We start from the raw sequence: 16,565 nt of genomic DNA, 5'->3' as shown, positions 1-16,565 counted from the left end.
AACTAAAGTCTTCTGGATGACAAAGCCACCCAATGCTGTCATTCTGAGCGTCAGCGAAGAATCTCCGCCTTTTTGTCTTCTTCCATATTAAAAAACATCAAAATAAGAGATCCTTCGGACTTACGTCCTCAGATAACACTCAAAGATAAAATTATATCTAAACGTACACCCTACGACATTAAAAAATTTAAGAACAGTCTCCTCTAACTTATTCTTTTCGCAAGTTAATCAAAATGGCAATTTAAACGGTAGATTAAAGCCTCCACCTTTGGACATTTTTTTCATCTTCTTCATCATCTTCTTCATCTCTTCATACTGTTTTAAAACTTTGTTAACATCTAAAATTGTAGTTCCGCTACCTCTTGCTATTCTTTTCTTTCTGCTACCGTTTATTATATGTGGTTTTACTCTTTCTTCTGGAGTCATTGAATTGATAATAGCTTCTATTTTTACAAATTGCTTTTCGTCTACTTTTAAATCTTTTATCTTGCTTCCTACGCCCGGAATCATCTTTAAAATTTGTTCCATAGGTCCAAGATTTCTTATCATTCTAACTTGGTCTCTTAAATCTTCTAAAGTAAATTCTGCATTCATAATTTTTTCTGCCATTTGCTTAGCTTTGTCTTCTTCAATGGCAGCCTGCATTTTTTCAATTAATGTTTGTATATCACCAAGACCAAGTATTCTTTGAGCTATTCTATCTGGATAAAATGGCTCTAAATTTTCAATTTTTTCTCCTGTTCCAATAAATTTGATTGGGACTCCAAGAACTTTTCTAACCGATAGAGCAATACCACCTTTTGCATCACCATCAAGCTTTGTTAGGATTACGCCGGTAAGTCCAACGGCTTTATGAAATTCTTCTGCGGTCGTGATTGCATCTTGACCTTGCATTGCGTCTGCTACGTATAGAACTTCAGCCGGTTTGACTTTTTCTTTTATTTTCTTTAATTCTTCCATTAACTCTTGATCTATATGTAATCTTCCAGCAGTGTCTAGTATTATGTAAGAAAATCCTTGTTTTTTAGCATCTTGGATAACTTTTTCTGTAAGCTTTAATGCATCTTTTTCTTCCTCATCAACAAAGCAAGGTATATCTATAGATTGGGCAAGGGTGCATAACTGCTTTGCTGCCGCCGGTCTTCTAACGTCTGTAGAAGCAACACCGACCCTATAACCTTTTGATTTAAGATATTTTGCAAGCTTACCTGCCGTTGTAGTTTTACCGGTACCTTGCAGACCAACTAACATTATTATTGCTGGTGGATTGTCTGGTTTTGCAAGCGTTGGTGACTCTTCTCCACCAAGAATTTTTATTGTTTCATCATAGATAAGTTTAATAACTGTCTCACCAGCAGAAAGACCTTTTATAAGTTCTTGCCCAAGAACTTTTTGTTTTATATCAGAGATAAACTCTTTTACAACATTAACGTTAACATCAGCCTCTAATAAAGCTGTTCTTATATCTTTAAGTGCTTCATCAAGAGTTTTTTCATCTATTTTTTTAACGCCTCTTAATTTTTCAACTACTGAGCTAAACTTTTCTGTTAAAAGTTCAAACATTTACTACCTCCTGTTTATTTTATGATCCCAAAAAGCTTTCCTAAAAGCTCTAAGGCGTTTGGATTAAAAATTATATTTATTATTACTATTATAGCTATGAGTCTGATTTCCATAATCTTCATGTCTTTTCTAACCAAATCAATTTCTTTTCTCAGTTCAACTTCTAAAATCTTTAAATCATACTTAGTAGCAAGTTCTTTTTTAAGTTCTTCTGAGATTTCTACTTTTAAAGATTCTTTTGTATTCATAAGCTCGCTAGAGATATGAATTGATAAAACTTCTGCCAATTCCTGAGCTTTCTCTTTTCCAAGTGTATCTTCAAGTATTTGATATGCTTTTAATGGAATTACATCACTCATAGCAAAAAACCTCTTATTTTCAAATTCCCATCTCTTCAATATATGATTTATAACCAATTTCTTCAAGTTTTTTGGCTTTTTCTTCTATTTTATTCTTTAGCTCTTCTTTATACTGTTTTAATTTATCTGCGATATTCTTATCAAATGTAGATAATATAGATAAAGCAAGTAATGCTGCATTTTCTGCGTTGTTTATGGCTACTGTGGCAACTGGTATTCCTGCCGGCATTTGAACGATTGACAACAAAGAATCAAGACCACTTAAAGAAGAAGTTTTTACTGGAACGCCAATTACCGGAAGATGTGTCAATGATGCAACCATTCCAGGAAGATGGGCTGCACCGCCAGCTCCGGCTATGATTACTTTAATACCGTTTTCTTCCGCTGTTTTTGCATACTGACACATTCTGTCTGGCGTTCGGTGAGCTGATACGATTGTTATCTCATAAGGAACTTCAAATTTATCCAATACAACAGCTGCTTTTGACATTACAGGCAAATCTGAATCACTTCCCATGATAATTCCTATCATATCTCAACTTCTCCTTTTACTTTGATTAAATCTTTCACTACTTTTGCTTTTTCTATAAGTCTATTTTTATCATAGTCTATTATTGTAATGTGTCCCATCTTTCTAAGCGGAAATGTTTCTAATTTTCCGTAAATATGAACATATACACCATCTATTGCGAGAACTTTGTCTAAATTTTCATAAATTGGCTTTCCTTTGTAGCCTTTTTCTCCAAGTAAATTTATCATTACAGCTGGTAAATACTGATTTGTTAAGCCAAGGGGTAGGTTTGTTAGTACTCTGACAAGCTGTTCAAACTGACTTGTCTCGCAGGCTTCTATCGTATAGTGTCCTGAGTTATGAACTCTTGGTGCTATTTCGTTTAAAAGTATTTTTCCGTCTTTTGTAAGGAACAACTCAACGCCGAAAACTCCAACACCTTCCAAAGCTTCAATAGCAGATATTGATATCTCTTGTGCAAGTTTATAATGTCTTTCATCAATATTTGCTGGCACTAAGAGATATTCAAGCAGATTTCCTTCTGGATTAAATACCATCTCAACAACCGGATAAACCCTAATATCTCCATTGATATTTCTAACTACTATGACAGCAATTTCTTTTTCTATGTCTACCAGTGACTCTATATAAGATTCTTCTTTTAACGCTTTATTTAAATCCTCTTCTGATTTGATAACAACTACGCCTCTGCCATCATATCCACCTTTTTTTATCTTTTGAACGCATGGAATATGATTTTTTATTTCTGAAATGTCTTTTATTTCTAAAAATTCCGGCTGAGGAATGTTATGTTTTTTAAAAAACATTCTTTGCTTGTATTTGTCTTGAAGGATTTCAAGAGTTGTTAGTGATGGATAAATTTTGTCTGCCGGAATTGTTTCTTTTAAAGAATCTATATTTATATGTTCAATTTCGTATGTGATAATATTTGACATATTATTTAATTTTGTCAGTTTTTCTTTGTCATTTACACTGCCAACTATTTGTTTGCATACAGAAGAAGCTGGAGCATGTTCGTGTGGGTCAAGGCATACAACGTTTAAGCCAAGTTTTCTACATTCAAAACCAATCATTTTTCCAAGCTGTCCACCGCCAAGAATTCCAATAGTAAAATCTGTTGGCATAGTGAGCTTAAAATTTTTTAAATCCATTAACGCCTCATTGGTCTTATGATTTTTAACATAATATGATATCACAGGGATAATATGGGTCTATAATAAAAGAGATTGCTCCAAAAATCAACATCGTCATTCTAAAACCGGCAAAGAATCTCCTGTTATTGTTCCTTCCTTTTAAAACATATTAAAGCATGAGATCCTTCGGCCTTCGGCCTTCGGCCTCAGGATGACGAAAACATTAATGATGTCATCGTATATTAAATATACTAAAAATTTTTTAAACTATAAGAGAATAAGTTTTATAATAATTATAGACATGGGAGAAAAAAAGAAGGACAGATCAAGTTTCTGTCATTGGTCTTTTAAGACCGATCAGGATGTTTTAGACTGTCCTTCCTCTACTTCCTAAAACCTGAATCAGAACATTAGGCTTTTAAGCCTGTATTTAACTACGATGATAGGTTATCAGGAAGTTTCTTTCATGTCAAGTATTTTATGAAAGGAGGTACTATTATGAACAGCTACAAAATTGTTATAGGAGTTGATGTATCTAAAAACTCATTCACTGCTACAGTTTTGTATGATAACAAGAAAGAAACTTTTGAAGTTAAATCTGACCCGGTAGAGTTTGAAATGAAAATAAAGCCTTACCTTAAGAAGTTTAAAAAGTCAGATATGCTTATCATAATGGAACATACGGGAGTTTACCATTTAAAGCTTGCTAATTATCTGTATGAAAATGGTTATAAAGTAGCAGTAGTAAATCCATTTTCAATAAAGAAATTTATGGAAGCTAAAATGACAAGAGTTAAAACAGATAAAGCTGATTCATTCTTTATTGCAGAATATGGAAGAACGTTTTTCGATGGAGAGCTTTATAAACCAAAATCAGATGTAGAAAAAGAAATAGAAGTAAAACTAAAGATATTGGAAGACTTACAACAGCAGCTTACAATGCTAAGAAACAAAAGAGAATCATTAAGTCATGGAGACTTGTCAATAATTTTGTGTCTGGATTGAAAACTTTTTATTAAACAATTGTAAAATTTCATAAGAGACTCCTTTAAAAGCAGGTATAGGCTTTTTCCATTTTCCATTCTTTAAATTGTCTCTTTGTATAAGCAGATTTATCTCAAGAATGTCCACAGATTGAAAATATCCACCTAAATTTATTCTTACCTTTTCTATCATGCTATTAACACTTTCAACTGGATTTGTTGTGTATATGTGCTTTCTTAGATTTTCTGGATATTTTAAAAAACATAAGTATCTCTCTTTGTTAGATTGAATATGTTTTATAAAGCTTGGATATTTAGACTTAAATCTACCGCATAAATCATCTAATTTTTCTAATCCATCTTCATAATCTAAGCTGTTTTCTTTTATGTTTTTCAGTTCTTTGTTAAATACTTGTGAATCTTCTTTATCCATCTGATTTCTAACGTTTCTTTGTAAATGGACTAAACATAGCTGATGGTCTGTATAAGGAAATAGTGTTTCTATGGCTTTTGTTATCCCAGGAAAATCATCACTTACTATAAGCATTACCCTTTTTAGTCCTCTATCTATTAAATCATTGAATACTTTTATCCAGTCTGCTTTATTTTCACTACTGAAAAATGTATAAAATCCAAATATATCTTTATTTCCTTGTAAATCTATTCCAAGAACTACATAGACAGAAGCCTTTCTGATTTTGTTTTTCTCTTTTATATCACAGTGATATGCGTCTATATACAGTACAAATGCATCCGATGGAAGCTCTCTTGTTTTAAAATCATTAAGTCTTTCTATAAGCTCTTTTTTGATTTTATCCATATGTTGTTTTGAGTAGTTTAAGCCCAAGCTTTTTAATGTAGAATCTATCTTGCTTTCTGAGTATCCATTGGATACTAAACTCATAAGAAGGTTTATGTAATCTTCATTAACTCTTTTGTAAGGGTCAGGTAATATTTGTGGTCTAAATCTACCCTTTCTATCTCTTGGGACATTTATGTTAAGCTTGAAAGAACCAGTATTTAGGCTTCTTTCATAATATCCGTTTGCTTTGTTGTCTTCATCATTTTCAAGGAAGAAATTTCTTTCCTGATTCATAATCAGTTCCACAACAGATTCTAAAAGCTTTCTTATACCTATCTTTTCTTCTTGAGTTGTTATACCGTTTGGGAAAAGTTCTTTTACTAATTCTTCGGTAGATCTGTCTAATATTTTTTCAAAGTATTCTTTCTTATCCATTACTATTCCTCCTTATAATTTTATTTAGACACAACATTATTTTAACTCCCAGGAATTAATCCAAGCCCATATGAAAGTGCAGCATGTGTAAAGAAAAGTGGCTGGATAAAAAAGATGGGAAATCCATATGCAAGGAAAATATTATATGGCAGCATTATCAGCAATAAGGTTTAACAAATACTGCAGAGAATTATACGAAAGATTAGTAAGTAAAGGTAAGGCTAAAAAATTAGCATTAGTAGCTGTAGCACATAAGTTATTAAGGCAAGCATATGGTGTATTAAAAAGCAGAAGACCATTTGATGAAAATTTTTGTACTTGACATTTAACATAGAACATTCTGAGCGATAGCGAAGAATCTCCTTCTTTTTTGTCTTCTTCACTATTAAAAAGATTTTAAAATAGGAGATCCTTTAGACTTACGTCCTCAGGATGACAGGGAAAGTGAAAGTAGAGACAATTCATGAATTGCCGTTACAGAAGAGTATGAGAATTTGGAAGTAAAGTATTGTTATTCTATAGCCGACCAGGAATCTCCTTATTCATCAATTTTCAAAAGAGAAGACCCTTCGGCTTTACAGCCTCAGGATGACGGAAAAAGGTTAGTTTACGAGAATTTTGGAGCAATCTCTCAATACACCTCTATCTCCTTCTCAGAAAGATGATTAAGTATTTCATATTTAAAATTTTCATCATAATTTACATGAAAATCAGAATGTAAAGCAATTTCACAGTATGGTTTTTTGCCATTATAAAGAACAACTACAACTTCTTTATCTCCTTTGTTTTTAGTTAGAACGTTCTTTATTTTTTCTAATACACCATTGGCTGCTTTTTCTCTTGAAAGTTTTATTTTAATACCTTTAATCTCTCTTGTTAAGCTATCTATCGATTCAACATTATTCGCCGTCATTGATACTTTCTCCTGTTCTTCATCTACTTCTAAAACACCTTCCAAAATGACTATATTGTCATCTTGAAACAATTCTTTGTTTTCAAGTTTTTCTGGAAATGCTCTTACATCCATCTGTCCGGTTTCGTCAGAAATCTGAAACACTATCATTGTTGCTCCGGATTTTGTTTTTTTGTATTTAATCTCATCTATGACACCCGCAATTTTAACTTTTGAACCTGACTGGAAAGTTTTATCGCCAAAAGCAGACTCCATAATCTCGCTAATTTTTAATACTTTATTCTTTAGCTCATTTTTATAAGCATTCAATGGATGTCCGGAAAGGTAAAATCCAAGAACTTCTTTTTCTAATCTTAGTTTTTCTTTTTCTGTTAATTTGGTTCCATCCTCGTATATGTGTTTTACGTTTACAACCGGAGTTGTTGTAAGTGCAAAAAGTGAGTTCTGCCCTGCTGATTTGCTATCTCTTGCTTTTTGTCCTGTTGTGATTGCTTTTTCTACGTTTTCAAGCAAGATACCTCTATCAATTCCTTCAAAATCAAAAGCTCCAGCCTTTATTAAAGATTCTAAAACTTTTTTGTTTGCTACTTTTGTATCAAATCTTTCGCAGAAATCAAAAATATCTACAAATGGACCATTTTTTCTTTCTTCTACTATGGATTTTGCGACCTCTTCTCCAATACCCTTGATTCTTGATAATCCAAATCTAATTTTGGATTTTTCTTCTATGGCAAACTCAGGCATGCTTTTGTTTACATCCGGAGGAAGAAGTTTTATGTTAAAGTTTTCCATATCAAGAAGCAGGTTTAAGAATTTACTGTCGTTGTTTTCAGTTGATAATTTTACTGCGAAAAATTCTTCAGGATAGTATGTTTTTACCCATGCTGTCCAATATGTTAGATATGCATAAGCTGTCGAGTGAGATTTGTTGAACGAGTAAGAAGCAAACTTTTCTATATCGTCCCAGAGTTTTTCTACTTTTTCTTTACTGAATCCTCTTTCTACCGCTCCACCAATAAATCTATCTTTCATTTTTGCCATAACTTCAGGGTTTTTCTTGCCTATAGCTTTTCTTAATGTATCAGCTTCTGCCATGGTAAACCCTGAAAGTATGTTTGACATAAACATTATTTGCTCTTGGTATACTATTAATCCGTATGTTTCTTTTAGTATATCCTTTACTTCTTCAAATGGGTATTCTATAGGCTTTCTGCCGTGCTTTCTTTCTATGTATTCGTCCACCATTCCACTCATAAGCGGCCCAGGTCTAAATAGTGCAAGAATAGCTATAATCTCATCCAAGTTTGATGGCTTTAATCTTACTAACAGGTCCTGCATACCTTTACTTTCTAATTGGAATACGCCGGTAGTTCTTCCTGACTGTAAAAGTTTAAAAACATTTTCATCATCAAAAGGTAAGCTGTTATAATCAACATCTATCCCGTGTCTTTCTTTGATTAATTTTTTCATATAATCAAGTTCTGTTAGAGTTTTTAGACCTAAAAAGTCCATTTTTACAAGTCCAAGCTGTTCTAAGGTTTTCATCTCAAACTGGGTTGCCCTGTTTCCGTCTTTATCTCTGTATACAGGCACGTATTCATCCAATGTTCCGGGAGCTATAACAATACCGGCTGCATGGATTCCTGTGTGTCTTGCTGAACCTTCTAACTTTCTAGCAAGGTCTAAAAGCTCCCTTACCTTCTCATCAGTTTCATACAGTTTTTTAAAGTCAGGATGGGCTTCCAAGTTTTCATCTATTGTTAGCGTAGAACCTTGAATTGGTCCGGGTAGTATCATTTTTGCGATTTTATCTGCTTCTTGATAAGGAAATCCAAGAGTTCTTGCAACATCTCTTATAACCATTTTAGATTTCATAAAGTTAAACGTGATAATTTGGGCTACGCTATCTTCTCCGTACTTTTGTTTAACATAATCAATAACTTTCTCTCTTCTTTCCATGCAAAAGTCTACGTCTATATCCGGCATTGAGATTCTATCAGGATTTAAAAATCTTTCAAAAAGTAGTCCATGCTTAAGAGGGTCTACTTCTGTTATTCTTAGACAGTATGCAACCAATGAACCACCGGCTGAACCTCTGCCAGGTCCTACCGGTATTCCGTTTTTCTTTGCATAGTTAATAAAATCTTGAACTATCAAAAAGTATTCTGCAAAACCCATTTGGTTTATAACATTTATCTCATAATCCAATCTTTCTCTGTATTCTTTGAGTTTTTCAGGCGTTAGATCCTTTATGCTTTCTAAGCGTTTTTCTAATCCTTCTCTTGCAAGTTTTTCAAAATACTGGGCAGGAGTCATTCCTTCAGGGGTTTCAAACTTAGGGAATAAGTATCCTCTTGTTTCAGCTGTATCTATCTCTAAATTACATTTCTCTGCAATTTCCATTGTATTTTTTAAATACTCTTCATAACCTTTGAATTTCTCATACATCTCTTCCGGTCTTGTAAAATGAAGACCTTTAACTCTAAAAGCCTTGCCTTCTGAGTATAATTCTTTTAGTGTTTTCTTCATCTGTAATGCTTTTACTACATCGTGAGCTGTATGGTCTTCTGGGTTAAGATAGTGAGAATCGTTGGTTCCCACAACCTTAACGCCAAGCTCTTTTGCAAGCCTTATTATTCCTTCGTTAGCTATATTTTGCTCTTCTAAACCATTTACCTGAATTTCAAAATATAAATCCTCTCCAAAGATATCTTTTAATCTCTTTGCATATTTTTTAGCTTCTTCGTATTTACCTTGTGCAAGCAGATTTGGAACAAATCCTTTTAAACAGGCTGTTTGACAGATAAGTCCTTCATGATACTTTTCAAGAAGTTCCCAATCTATCCTTGGTTTATAATAAAATCCTTCAGTGTATGCTATGGAAGATAGTTTCATTAGATTTTTAAATCCTGTTTTATCTTTGGCAAAAAGAATTAAATGATAGTTTTTATCTGTAAGAATATCGTCTGAGCCTTCACCTTTTTTCTCAAACCTGTTGTTAGTAAAATAGCTTTCCATACCTATAAGCGGTTTAACGCCAACTTTTCTCATTTCTTCATAAAACTCGACAGCCCCAAATATATTTCCATGGTCAGTAAGACCAACTGCTTTATATCCATATTCAACTGCTTTTTTTGCAAGCTCTTTTGGTTTTATCATTCCATCAAGTAGTGAGTAATGAGAGTGTAAATGTAAATGAACAAAATCTTGTGCCATTTTTGACCACCTCGGCATATTAATTAGACCTAAATTTTATATCTGCAATTTATAATACTTCAAATTTTTAATTTTTGATTATAAATTTAATATATGGTAAAATTAAGCAGATTGTATACCTTATGTGAAAAATCAGTGATTTTTATAGAATTTAAAAGGAGATCCTTCGGGCTTACGTCCTCAGGATGACAGCTAAAGGTTAGGTTGATTGATAAGCATCAGTGAAAGGGTGGCTTTATTTGTCATCCTGCAGCCGAAGAATAATCTCCTACTTTTATTGAATTTCTCACCCGACGTGTGCATAAAATATTATTATATTAAATAAAAAGCTAAGGAGAAAGATCATGAAAAGAATGGACAAGCTAATTCAAGAGTACATTCATGACCCATACTTTACAAAGGAAAAATATCATGACCCATCTGTATGTGAAAGATGCGGCGTCGTTTTCCATGATGGAATTTTTGAATGGATAAATCCACCGCCTGCAAACGCAGAAAAATTCATTTGTCCTGCATGTAAAAGAATTGAGGATAAATACGAAGGTGGAGTAGTTTATTTAAAAATAACTCCTTATTTAAAAAAACATAAAGAAGAAATTTTTAATCAAATCAAAAATGTAGAAGAAGAGGAAATGAAATACAGACCATTAGAAAGAATTATTTCTATAGAAGAACAAGATGATGAAATTGTAATTAAAACAACATATGAACATCTTGCAAGAAGAATAGGCGAAGCTATCCATAGAGCACATAAAGGAGATTTAAAGCTAAGCTATCCAGAAGGCAAAAAGTATGTAAGGGTTTACTGGCAAAGAGAAGAATGAAACAAGATAGGCTCATCTATAAAAAACGTATAAAAGAACTTCCAAAAGATATGCTTCCAAGGGAGAAAGCCCTTAAAGGGGGTTTTTCTTTCCTTTCTGATGAAGAGCTTTTAGCAATATCTCTTGGCAGTGGAACAAAAGGAATAAATGTTATAGGACTCGCCCAAAAAATACTCAATGGAAAAAGCTTTAAAGACCTAAAAGATATAACCTTAGATGATTTGAAAAAAATAAAAGGCATTGGTGAGGCAAAAGCTTTACAAATTCTTGCAATCATAGAAATTGCAAAGAGAATGGACGACCACGCTGAAAAAATAAAAATCACTTCCGTATCCGATGCTTTTAATTATTTAAAATTTTTATCAAAAGAGACCCAAGAGCATATGGTAGCTTTATACTTAAACAGCTCTAACCATCTAATAGCTCAAGAAGTTATAGCGAAAGGCTCTTTAAACGTAGTTAGAGTACTACCAAGAGACATTTTATACTATGCAATAAAGCATAATTGTAATGGAATTATAATAAGCCATAACCATCCAAACAATGACCCAACTCCATCGCAAGAAGATATTGAGTTTACTAAAAAGCTTCAAACACTTGCCAATGAGCTTGGCTTTGATTTACTTGACCATATAATAGTTGGTAAAAAAGATTTTTACAGCTTTGCAAAAGCAGGCTTGATTTAAATGAGCGAAATCTTAATCACAATACTAACAATCTCAATAATTTTAACTGGATTTAAATCTTCTAAATCCGATGAAGAAATAGTTAGAACAGAGCCTTTTTATGTTGTAGCATACGAAGGTAAAACAAAAAAGGAAGAAGATTATACAGCTATATATAAAGTGTATGCATTGGGGATAGGAGTCGGTGAAGTTTACTTTATTAAAAAAGACAACAGAATTGAAGCAAGGGGGCAAACTTACCCATCATTAAGATTCCTGTACAATTATGACTTTGTTTATTTAGAACAAAATGATTACAAAGCTCTTTATGAGAAAGAAAAAGAAAGAGAAAAAATATATGAAAACCAAGAAATATATGAAAAAAAACCTTGGTTACCAATAATATCCCAGTTTTTTAAAAGCAGATTAAAAGAAGATGATATTTTAAATATGAAAATAAAAATCAACGATGCGCCTGTAAAAATATCAAAGCAAGATACAGCATCAGAATATATTTACATATTTGAGCCACAAAATAGCAAAACAAAAAGGATTACAATATATATAAATAAAAATGAAGATGTACCGTATCTTATAGAAATTGAAGGAAAAGTAAATATAACTCTAAAAAGGATTAAATAATATTTGTAAGTGAAACGTAATACTGAGGGTGCTGTAAAAATTTTTGTAAATTTGCCTTTCCTTGTCATCCTGAGGACAAAGTCCGAAGGATCTCTTTTTTGATTTTTTTGACTTGAAAAGAAAAAACATAAGATTCTTCGCCGGCTACAGAATGACAGTGTAGATTTTTACAAGCAGCCTCAACATAATACTTCTTGATTCAATCAGAATTATAAAATCTAAACACAAATCAGACCACATTTTAAAAGCAGTTGTGATATCCTAATAATACTTGATAATTTTCAAAAAACAGGTTAAGATTTTATAACACTGTTTTAAAAATTTTTTGAGAGGCAGAAAGGTATGGCATGGATAAGCTTAGAAAAAGCTAAAAAGTTGGAAGAAAGGTTTGGATATCCAAAGGTTTCAGAGGGAAAGGGTGTTTTATCTGTAGAAGTGCCAAAAGATAAATTCATAGAATTTCTAACATTCTTAAAAGAAGATCCGGAATATCAATTCAAAATGTTTATAGACCTTACGATAATAGACCATGGAGAAAAAGAAAACCCAAGATTTCAAGGAGTAGTTATTCTATTTTCTCCAAAAAATCAAGAAAGAATAATCGTCAAAACATGGGCGGAAAACGAAACGCTTCCAACACTTACAAACCTTTGGAAAGGTGCAAAATGGGCTGAAAGAGAAGCTTGGGATATGTTTGGTATAAAGTTTGAAGGTCATGAAAATTTAGTCAGAATGTTGCTATGGGAGACCTATCCATACCATCCACTCAGAAAAGACTTTCCGCTTGAAGGTATAAAAGACACTGAGCTGCCATCTCTAAACGAAACTTTGAGAGGAGAAAATTTAGAAGGTTTATTTAATTACGATAGAATGCATACAGCCCTTCCAACAATGGAAGATTTAGAAATAACACAGAAAAAAAGAATGCCGGTAAAAACATCTCAAATAGTGTTAAACTGGGGACCGCTTCACCCGGGAACACACGGTACAATTTGGTTTTTATTTGACTTAGACGGTGAATATGTAAAACAATGTGATATTATCATCGGTCAGCTTCATAGAGGTGTTGAAAAGCTTGGCGAAAATGTCAACTGGCAGCAGTTTATACCTTACACAGACAGAATGGACTATATCGCAGCAATAAATGAAAACCATGCTTATGTTTTAGCAGCAGAAAAAATGCTTGGAATAGAAGTGCCAGAAAAGGCAAAATGGATTAGAACTATGATGGCAGAACTTTCAAGAATCAATAGTCATCTTCTCTGGCTTGGAACCTATGCCCTTGACCTTGGTGCTTTGACAATGTTCTTATATACATTTAGAGAAAGAGAAAAAATAATGGATATTATAGAAGGAATTACCGGAGCAAGGTTTACAATAAATTACTTTAGAATTGGTGGAGTATTTGCAGATTTACCTTATGGAGCTTTAGATGCTATCGAACATCTTATAAAAGACCTTCCACAAAGAATTAATGATTACGAAACACTCTTAACAAGAAACAGAGTTTGGCTCTCAAGAAATAAAGATGTATGTGTTATTACAGAAGAAGATGTATATCAGTATGGTTTAACCGGAGCAGTAGCAAGAGGTTCTGGCGTCCCTTATGATGTTAGAAAAATAGATAAGTATGATGCCTATGGAGAAGTTGAGTTTGATATTCCTGTTGGAGAAAAAGGTGATTCTTACGATAGATACTTAGTAAGAATGGAAGAGATGAGACAAAGCATAAGAATAATAGAGCAGTGTATAGCTAAACTTAGAAAAATGTCTAAAGATGACCCGTACTTCTTCCAAACACCGGATGAGAAAAAGTTAAAAGTAACAATAGATGGTAGAGGAATGAAACTTCCAGCTGGTGAAACTTACGCATCATCAGATAACCCAAGAGGTGAGCTTGGATTTTATATCTACAATAAAAAAGATGGATTAAAAGCTCACAGAATGAGAATTAGATCCGGTGCATTTTATAATCTACAAGTATTTACAAAAGCAATCATTGGAAGACCGATTGCAGATGCAATTACTTTACTTTCAACCATAGACCCAGTTGTTGGAGAAACGGACAGATAGGAGGTTTTAAACATGGGAATTAAAAAAGTAGGAGCAAAACCACAAACCCTTGTAGAAAAAATATTTTTCTTAGATTTTATAAAAGGATTAAAAACTACAATAAAGCATCTTTGGAAAAAGGTAATAACTGTTGACTTTCCTTACGAAGTGGTTACTCCACCACCAAGATTTAGAGGAATTCACGGACTTAGAACAGTAGATGGAACGGAAAATCCTGAATTTGATAGTTGGGTGAAAAGATTGAAGATTAAGCCGCCAGAACCTGGAGAAACAAGATGTATTGCTTGTAAGTTTTGTCAGGCAGCTTGTCCAGTACCGGAGCTTTTTGATATCCAATCAGAAAAGCTTGATGTTCCAGAAGACCATCCACATTATGGATTAAAAGTAATGACAGTTTTTAACATGGATTTATCTAAATGTACATTTTGCGGTTTATGTACCCAAGCATGCCCGACCGATTGTATCATCATGACAGATATATACGACCTTTCATCTTACACAAGAAAAAGCTGGGTTTTAGATAAAGATAAGCTTACTCAAATAGCAAATGATTTTGTTGCAAGAAGAGGAAAAGAAAAGTTTAATGAAAAATCAGAATGGAGAAAAGACCAAAAGTTATGGCCAGAATACGATAAAACAAGAGAAAAACTTTGGGACTTTAACATGCCAAGACTTGGTCCTAACTACCAAGATCAAACAGCTTAAATGCAATTAACCGGAAAAGAAGAGTTAATTAATATAATTAAACAAAAAATTCAGCAGGAAGGGGCTATCTCCTTTAAAGATTTTATGGAGATGGCTCTTTATTATCCAAATCTTGGATATTACACATCAGAAAAGGAAAAAATCGGAGGACTTGGAGACTTTTATACATCAAGCGAGTTAGACCCTGCCTTTGGAAATCTTCTTGCAAAACAGTTTAATGAGATCTATGAAAATTACTTTAAAAATCAAAAATTTCAGATAGCTGAGTTAGGTTCTGGAAAAGGGCTTCTTGCTTATGATGTTTTATCTTACATAAAAAATAACTATCCAAATTTGTATAAAACTTTAGAATTCATCTCAGTTGAAAAATCTCCATACCACAGAGACTATCAGAAAAAGCTTTTAAAAGATTTTGATAATGTATCTTTCTATGAAGATTTAACAGAAATTGACAATATCAATGGCATCATATACTCAAACGAGCTTTTTGATGCATTACCTGTTCACTTAATCAGGAAAATAGGTGGCAAAATATTTGAAGTTTATATAACATTGGAAGGTGATGACATAAAAGAAGTTTTAAAAGAGCCACAGAAGGATATTTTACAGTATTTAAAAGATTTAAACATTGATATTCCGGAAGGAATGACAACAGAAATAAATCTGTATGCTAAGGATTTAATACAAGAAATCGGAAATAAATTAGAAAAAGGCTTTGTCTTTACAATAGATTATGGCTATCCATCAAAAGAACTCTATAAACCATACAGAATGAGGGGAACGCTTCTTTGTTATTATAAACACACATACAACGAAAACTTTTATCAAAATGTTGGTCTTCAAGATATAACATCTCATGTTAATTTCTCTGCGCTGGTTTACTATGGTAAAAAATCTAAGCTTGATTTTGTAGGCTTTACAGACCAAGCACACTTTTTAATTAGTCTTGGTTTGATGGATATTTTTCAAGAACTACAAGAAAAAGGAGATTACAAATCTTACGAGAGATTAAACAGATTAAAAACCTTAATCCTACCAAAGGGAATGGGAGAAAAGTTTAAAATTTTGATTCAATCAAAAAATATACAAAATCCAGACATTGCTGGACTTAAAAACCTTCCGTACGAAAGCGATAGGTACAAAATAGAGGTGTAAAATGCTTTATAATTTTATAGTTGGTTTTTCATTTTTATTGATTGCTACCTTTTCTTACTGGTATTCTTCAAAGCTTGCTGTCTATAAAAATACTTCTTTCTTTTTGTCTTTTTTAGTTGTGCTAATAAGCTATACGATAGCAGGCTCTTTTAAGCTTCTGTCTGAAAAATATTTATCTCATTACTCGCTTATTTTGATGTTTACACTACTTATTTTTATACAGATTTATCTTGGTAAAATTTTATTCAAAGAAGACTTTAAAAAGTCAGCTATTGCAAGTATTTTATCCATTGTAGTAACCATCATCATAGGCTTGCCAATTCTTGTTTTAGCCGGAATAGCTTTGACTTACCTTAATATAAAACAGGGGTAGAATAAAAAACTCATTTAATCACAGCAACAGAGCTGCTCACCTACGAACTTTATAATGCTACAGGGTGCTTTAAATTTTAGCTAAATCTAAAAATTAATTAACAGATCGTCGGTTCCGAAGCCGCGTGAAGACCTTTCGCCTTTTCTCTACAGCGTCATTCTGAGCGTAAGCGAAGAATCTCCTGATTTTCTT

General features: G+C 32.8%; 13 protein-coding genes and 2 pseudogenes. 9 read left to right on the top strand and 6 right to left on the bottom strand.

Features of this window, described 5'->3' with window-relative positions:
- Window positions 1-228 precede the first annotated feature (228 nt).
- Genes ffh through SYO3AOP1_RS03280 form a run of 4 tightly spaced genes read right to left on the bottom strand, consistent with a single transcriptional unit; the run spans window position 229 to window position 3,605 of the window.
- Window positions 229-1,563: a signal recognition particle protein gene (gene ffh / locus SYO3AOP1_RS03295; RefSeq protein ID WP_012459352.1), complete on the bottom strand. Its 1,335-nt coding sequence runs from the start codon at window positions 1,561-1,563 to the stop codon at window positions 229-231.
- A gap of 14 nt (window positions 1,564-1,577) precedes the next feature.
- The gene (locus tag SYO3AOP1_RS03290) at window positions 1,578-1,922 is read right to left on the bottom strand and encodes a hypothetical protein (protein ID WP_012459351.1); all 345 of its coding nucleotides are present in this window, start codon (window positions 1,920-1,922) and stop codon (window positions 1,578-1,580) included.
- A gap of 19 nt (window positions 1,923-1,941) precedes the next feature.
- Window positions 1,942-2,454 carry a 5-(carboxyamino)imidazole ribonucleotide mutase gene (purE, locus tag SYO3AOP1_RS03285; protein ID WP_012459350.1) on the bottom strand — a complete coding sequence of 171 codons (513 nt, stop codon included), beginning with the start codon at window positions 2,452-2,454 and terminating at the stop codon, window positions 1,942-1,944.
- Complete coding sequence (locus SYO3AOP1_RS03280; protein ID WP_012459349.1) at window positions 2,451-3,605, bottom strand: 5-(carboxyamino)imidazole ribonucleotide synthase; 1,155 nt, start codon at window positions 3,603-3,605, stop codon at window positions 2,451-2,453. The genes purE and SYO3AOP1_RS03280 overlap by 4 nt, the downstream gene beginning before the upstream one ends.
- A gap of 480 nt (window positions 3,606-4,085) precedes the next feature.
- Here SYO3AOP1_RS03280 and SYO3AOP1_RS03275 point away from each other — a divergent pair.
- Window positions 4,086-4,559 (top strand): annotated as a pseudogene (locus SYO3AOP1_RS03275) (transposase); the annotation flags it as partial.
- A gap of 9 nt (window positions 4,560-4,568) precedes the next feature.
- Here SYO3AOP1_RS03275 and SYO3AOP1_RS03270 read toward each other — a convergent pair.
- A complete protein-coding gene (locus tag SYO3AOP1_RS03270; RefSeq protein ID WP_012458801.1) occupies window positions 4,569-5,807 on the bottom strand; it encodes an IS256 family transposase in 1,239 nt (412 codons plus the stop codon).
- 51 nt (window positions 5,808-5,858) lie between these two features.
- Between SYO3AOP1_RS03270 and SYO3AOP1_RS03265 the strand changes: the two are divergent.
- Window positions 5,859-6,129 (top strand): annotated as a pseudogene (locus tag SYO3AOP1_RS03265) (transposase); the annotation flags it as partial.
- A 309-nt stretch (window positions 6,130-6,438) separates the two neighbouring features.
- Here the strand turns inward: SYO3AOP1_RS03265 and dnaE are convergent.
- Window positions 6,439-9,936, bottom strand: coding sequence for a DNA polymerase III subunit alpha (gene dnaE, locus SYO3AOP1_RS03260; RefSeq protein ID WP_012459348.1), 3,498 nt, complete (start codon window positions 9,934-9,936; stop codon window positions 6,439-6,441).
- Between the two features lie 344 nt (window positions 9,937-10,280).
- On the opposite strand from dnaE, the gene SYO3AOP1_RS03255 reads away from it, so the two are divergent.
- The 7 genes from SYO3AOP1_RS03255 to SYO3AOP1_RS03225 all read left to right on the top strand — a co-directional run bounded on the left by SYO3AOP1_RS03255 (window position 10,281) and on the right by SYO3AOP1_RS03225 (window position 16,373).
- On the top strand, window positions 10,281-10,760 hold the full coding sequence (locus tag SYO3AOP1_RS03255) for a BCAM0308 family protein (protein WP_012459347.1): 480 nt from the start codon (window positions 10,281-10,283) through the stop codon (window positions 10,758-10,760).
- Window positions 10,757-11,446 (top strand): DNA repair protein RadC, encoded by a 690-nt coding sequence (gene radC / locus SYO3AOP1_RS03250; RefSeq protein ID WP_012459346.1) that lies wholly within the window; start codon window positions 10,757-10,759, stop codon window positions 11,444-11,446. Before SYO3AOP1_RS03255 ends, radC begins: the two co-directional genes overlap by 4 nt.
- Window positions 11,447-12,067, top strand: coding sequence for a hypothetical protein (locus tag SYO3AOP1_RS03245; RefSeq protein ID WP_012459345.1), 621 nt, complete (start codon window positions 11,447-11,449; stop codon window positions 12,065-12,067).
- Window positions 12,068-12,409: 342 nt separating this feature from the next.
- Entirely contained in the window at window positions 12,410-14,140 is a 1,731-nt protein-coding gene (locus SYO3AOP1_RS03240) for an NADH-quinone oxidoreductase subunit D (protein WP_012459344.1), read from the top strand.
- Between the two features lie 12 nt (window positions 14,141-14,152).
- Complete coding sequence (locus SYO3AOP1_RS03235; RefSeq protein WP_012459343.1) at window positions 14,153-14,845, top strand: NADH-quinone oxidoreductase subunit I; 693 nt, start codon at window positions 14,153-14,155, stop codon at window positions 14,843-14,845.
- Window positions 14,846-16,000, top strand: a complete 1,155-nt coding sequence (locus SYO3AOP1_RS03230; RefSeq protein WP_012459342.1) for an SAM-dependent methyltransferase — start codon at window positions 14,846-14,848, stop codon at window positions 15,998-16,000.
- Window position 16,001: 1 nt separating this feature from the next.
- Window positions 16,002-16,373 carry a hypothetical protein gene (locus SYO3AOP1_RS03225; protein WP_012459341.1) on the top strand — a complete coding sequence of 124 codons (372 nt, stop codon included), beginning with the start codon at window positions 16,002-16,004 and terminating at the stop codon, window positions 16,371-16,373.
- Window positions 16,374-16,565 lie beyond the last annotated feature (192 nt).

It is taken from the genome of Sulfurihydrogenibium sp. YO3AOP1 (assembly GCF_000020325.1).
GTDB lineage: Bacteria > Aquificota > Aquificia > Aquificales > Hydrogenothermaceae > Sulfurihydrogenibium.
The sequence above is the reverse complement of the archived record's forward strand: the minus strand, read 5'-3'. Positions and strand labels throughout refer to the sequence as shown.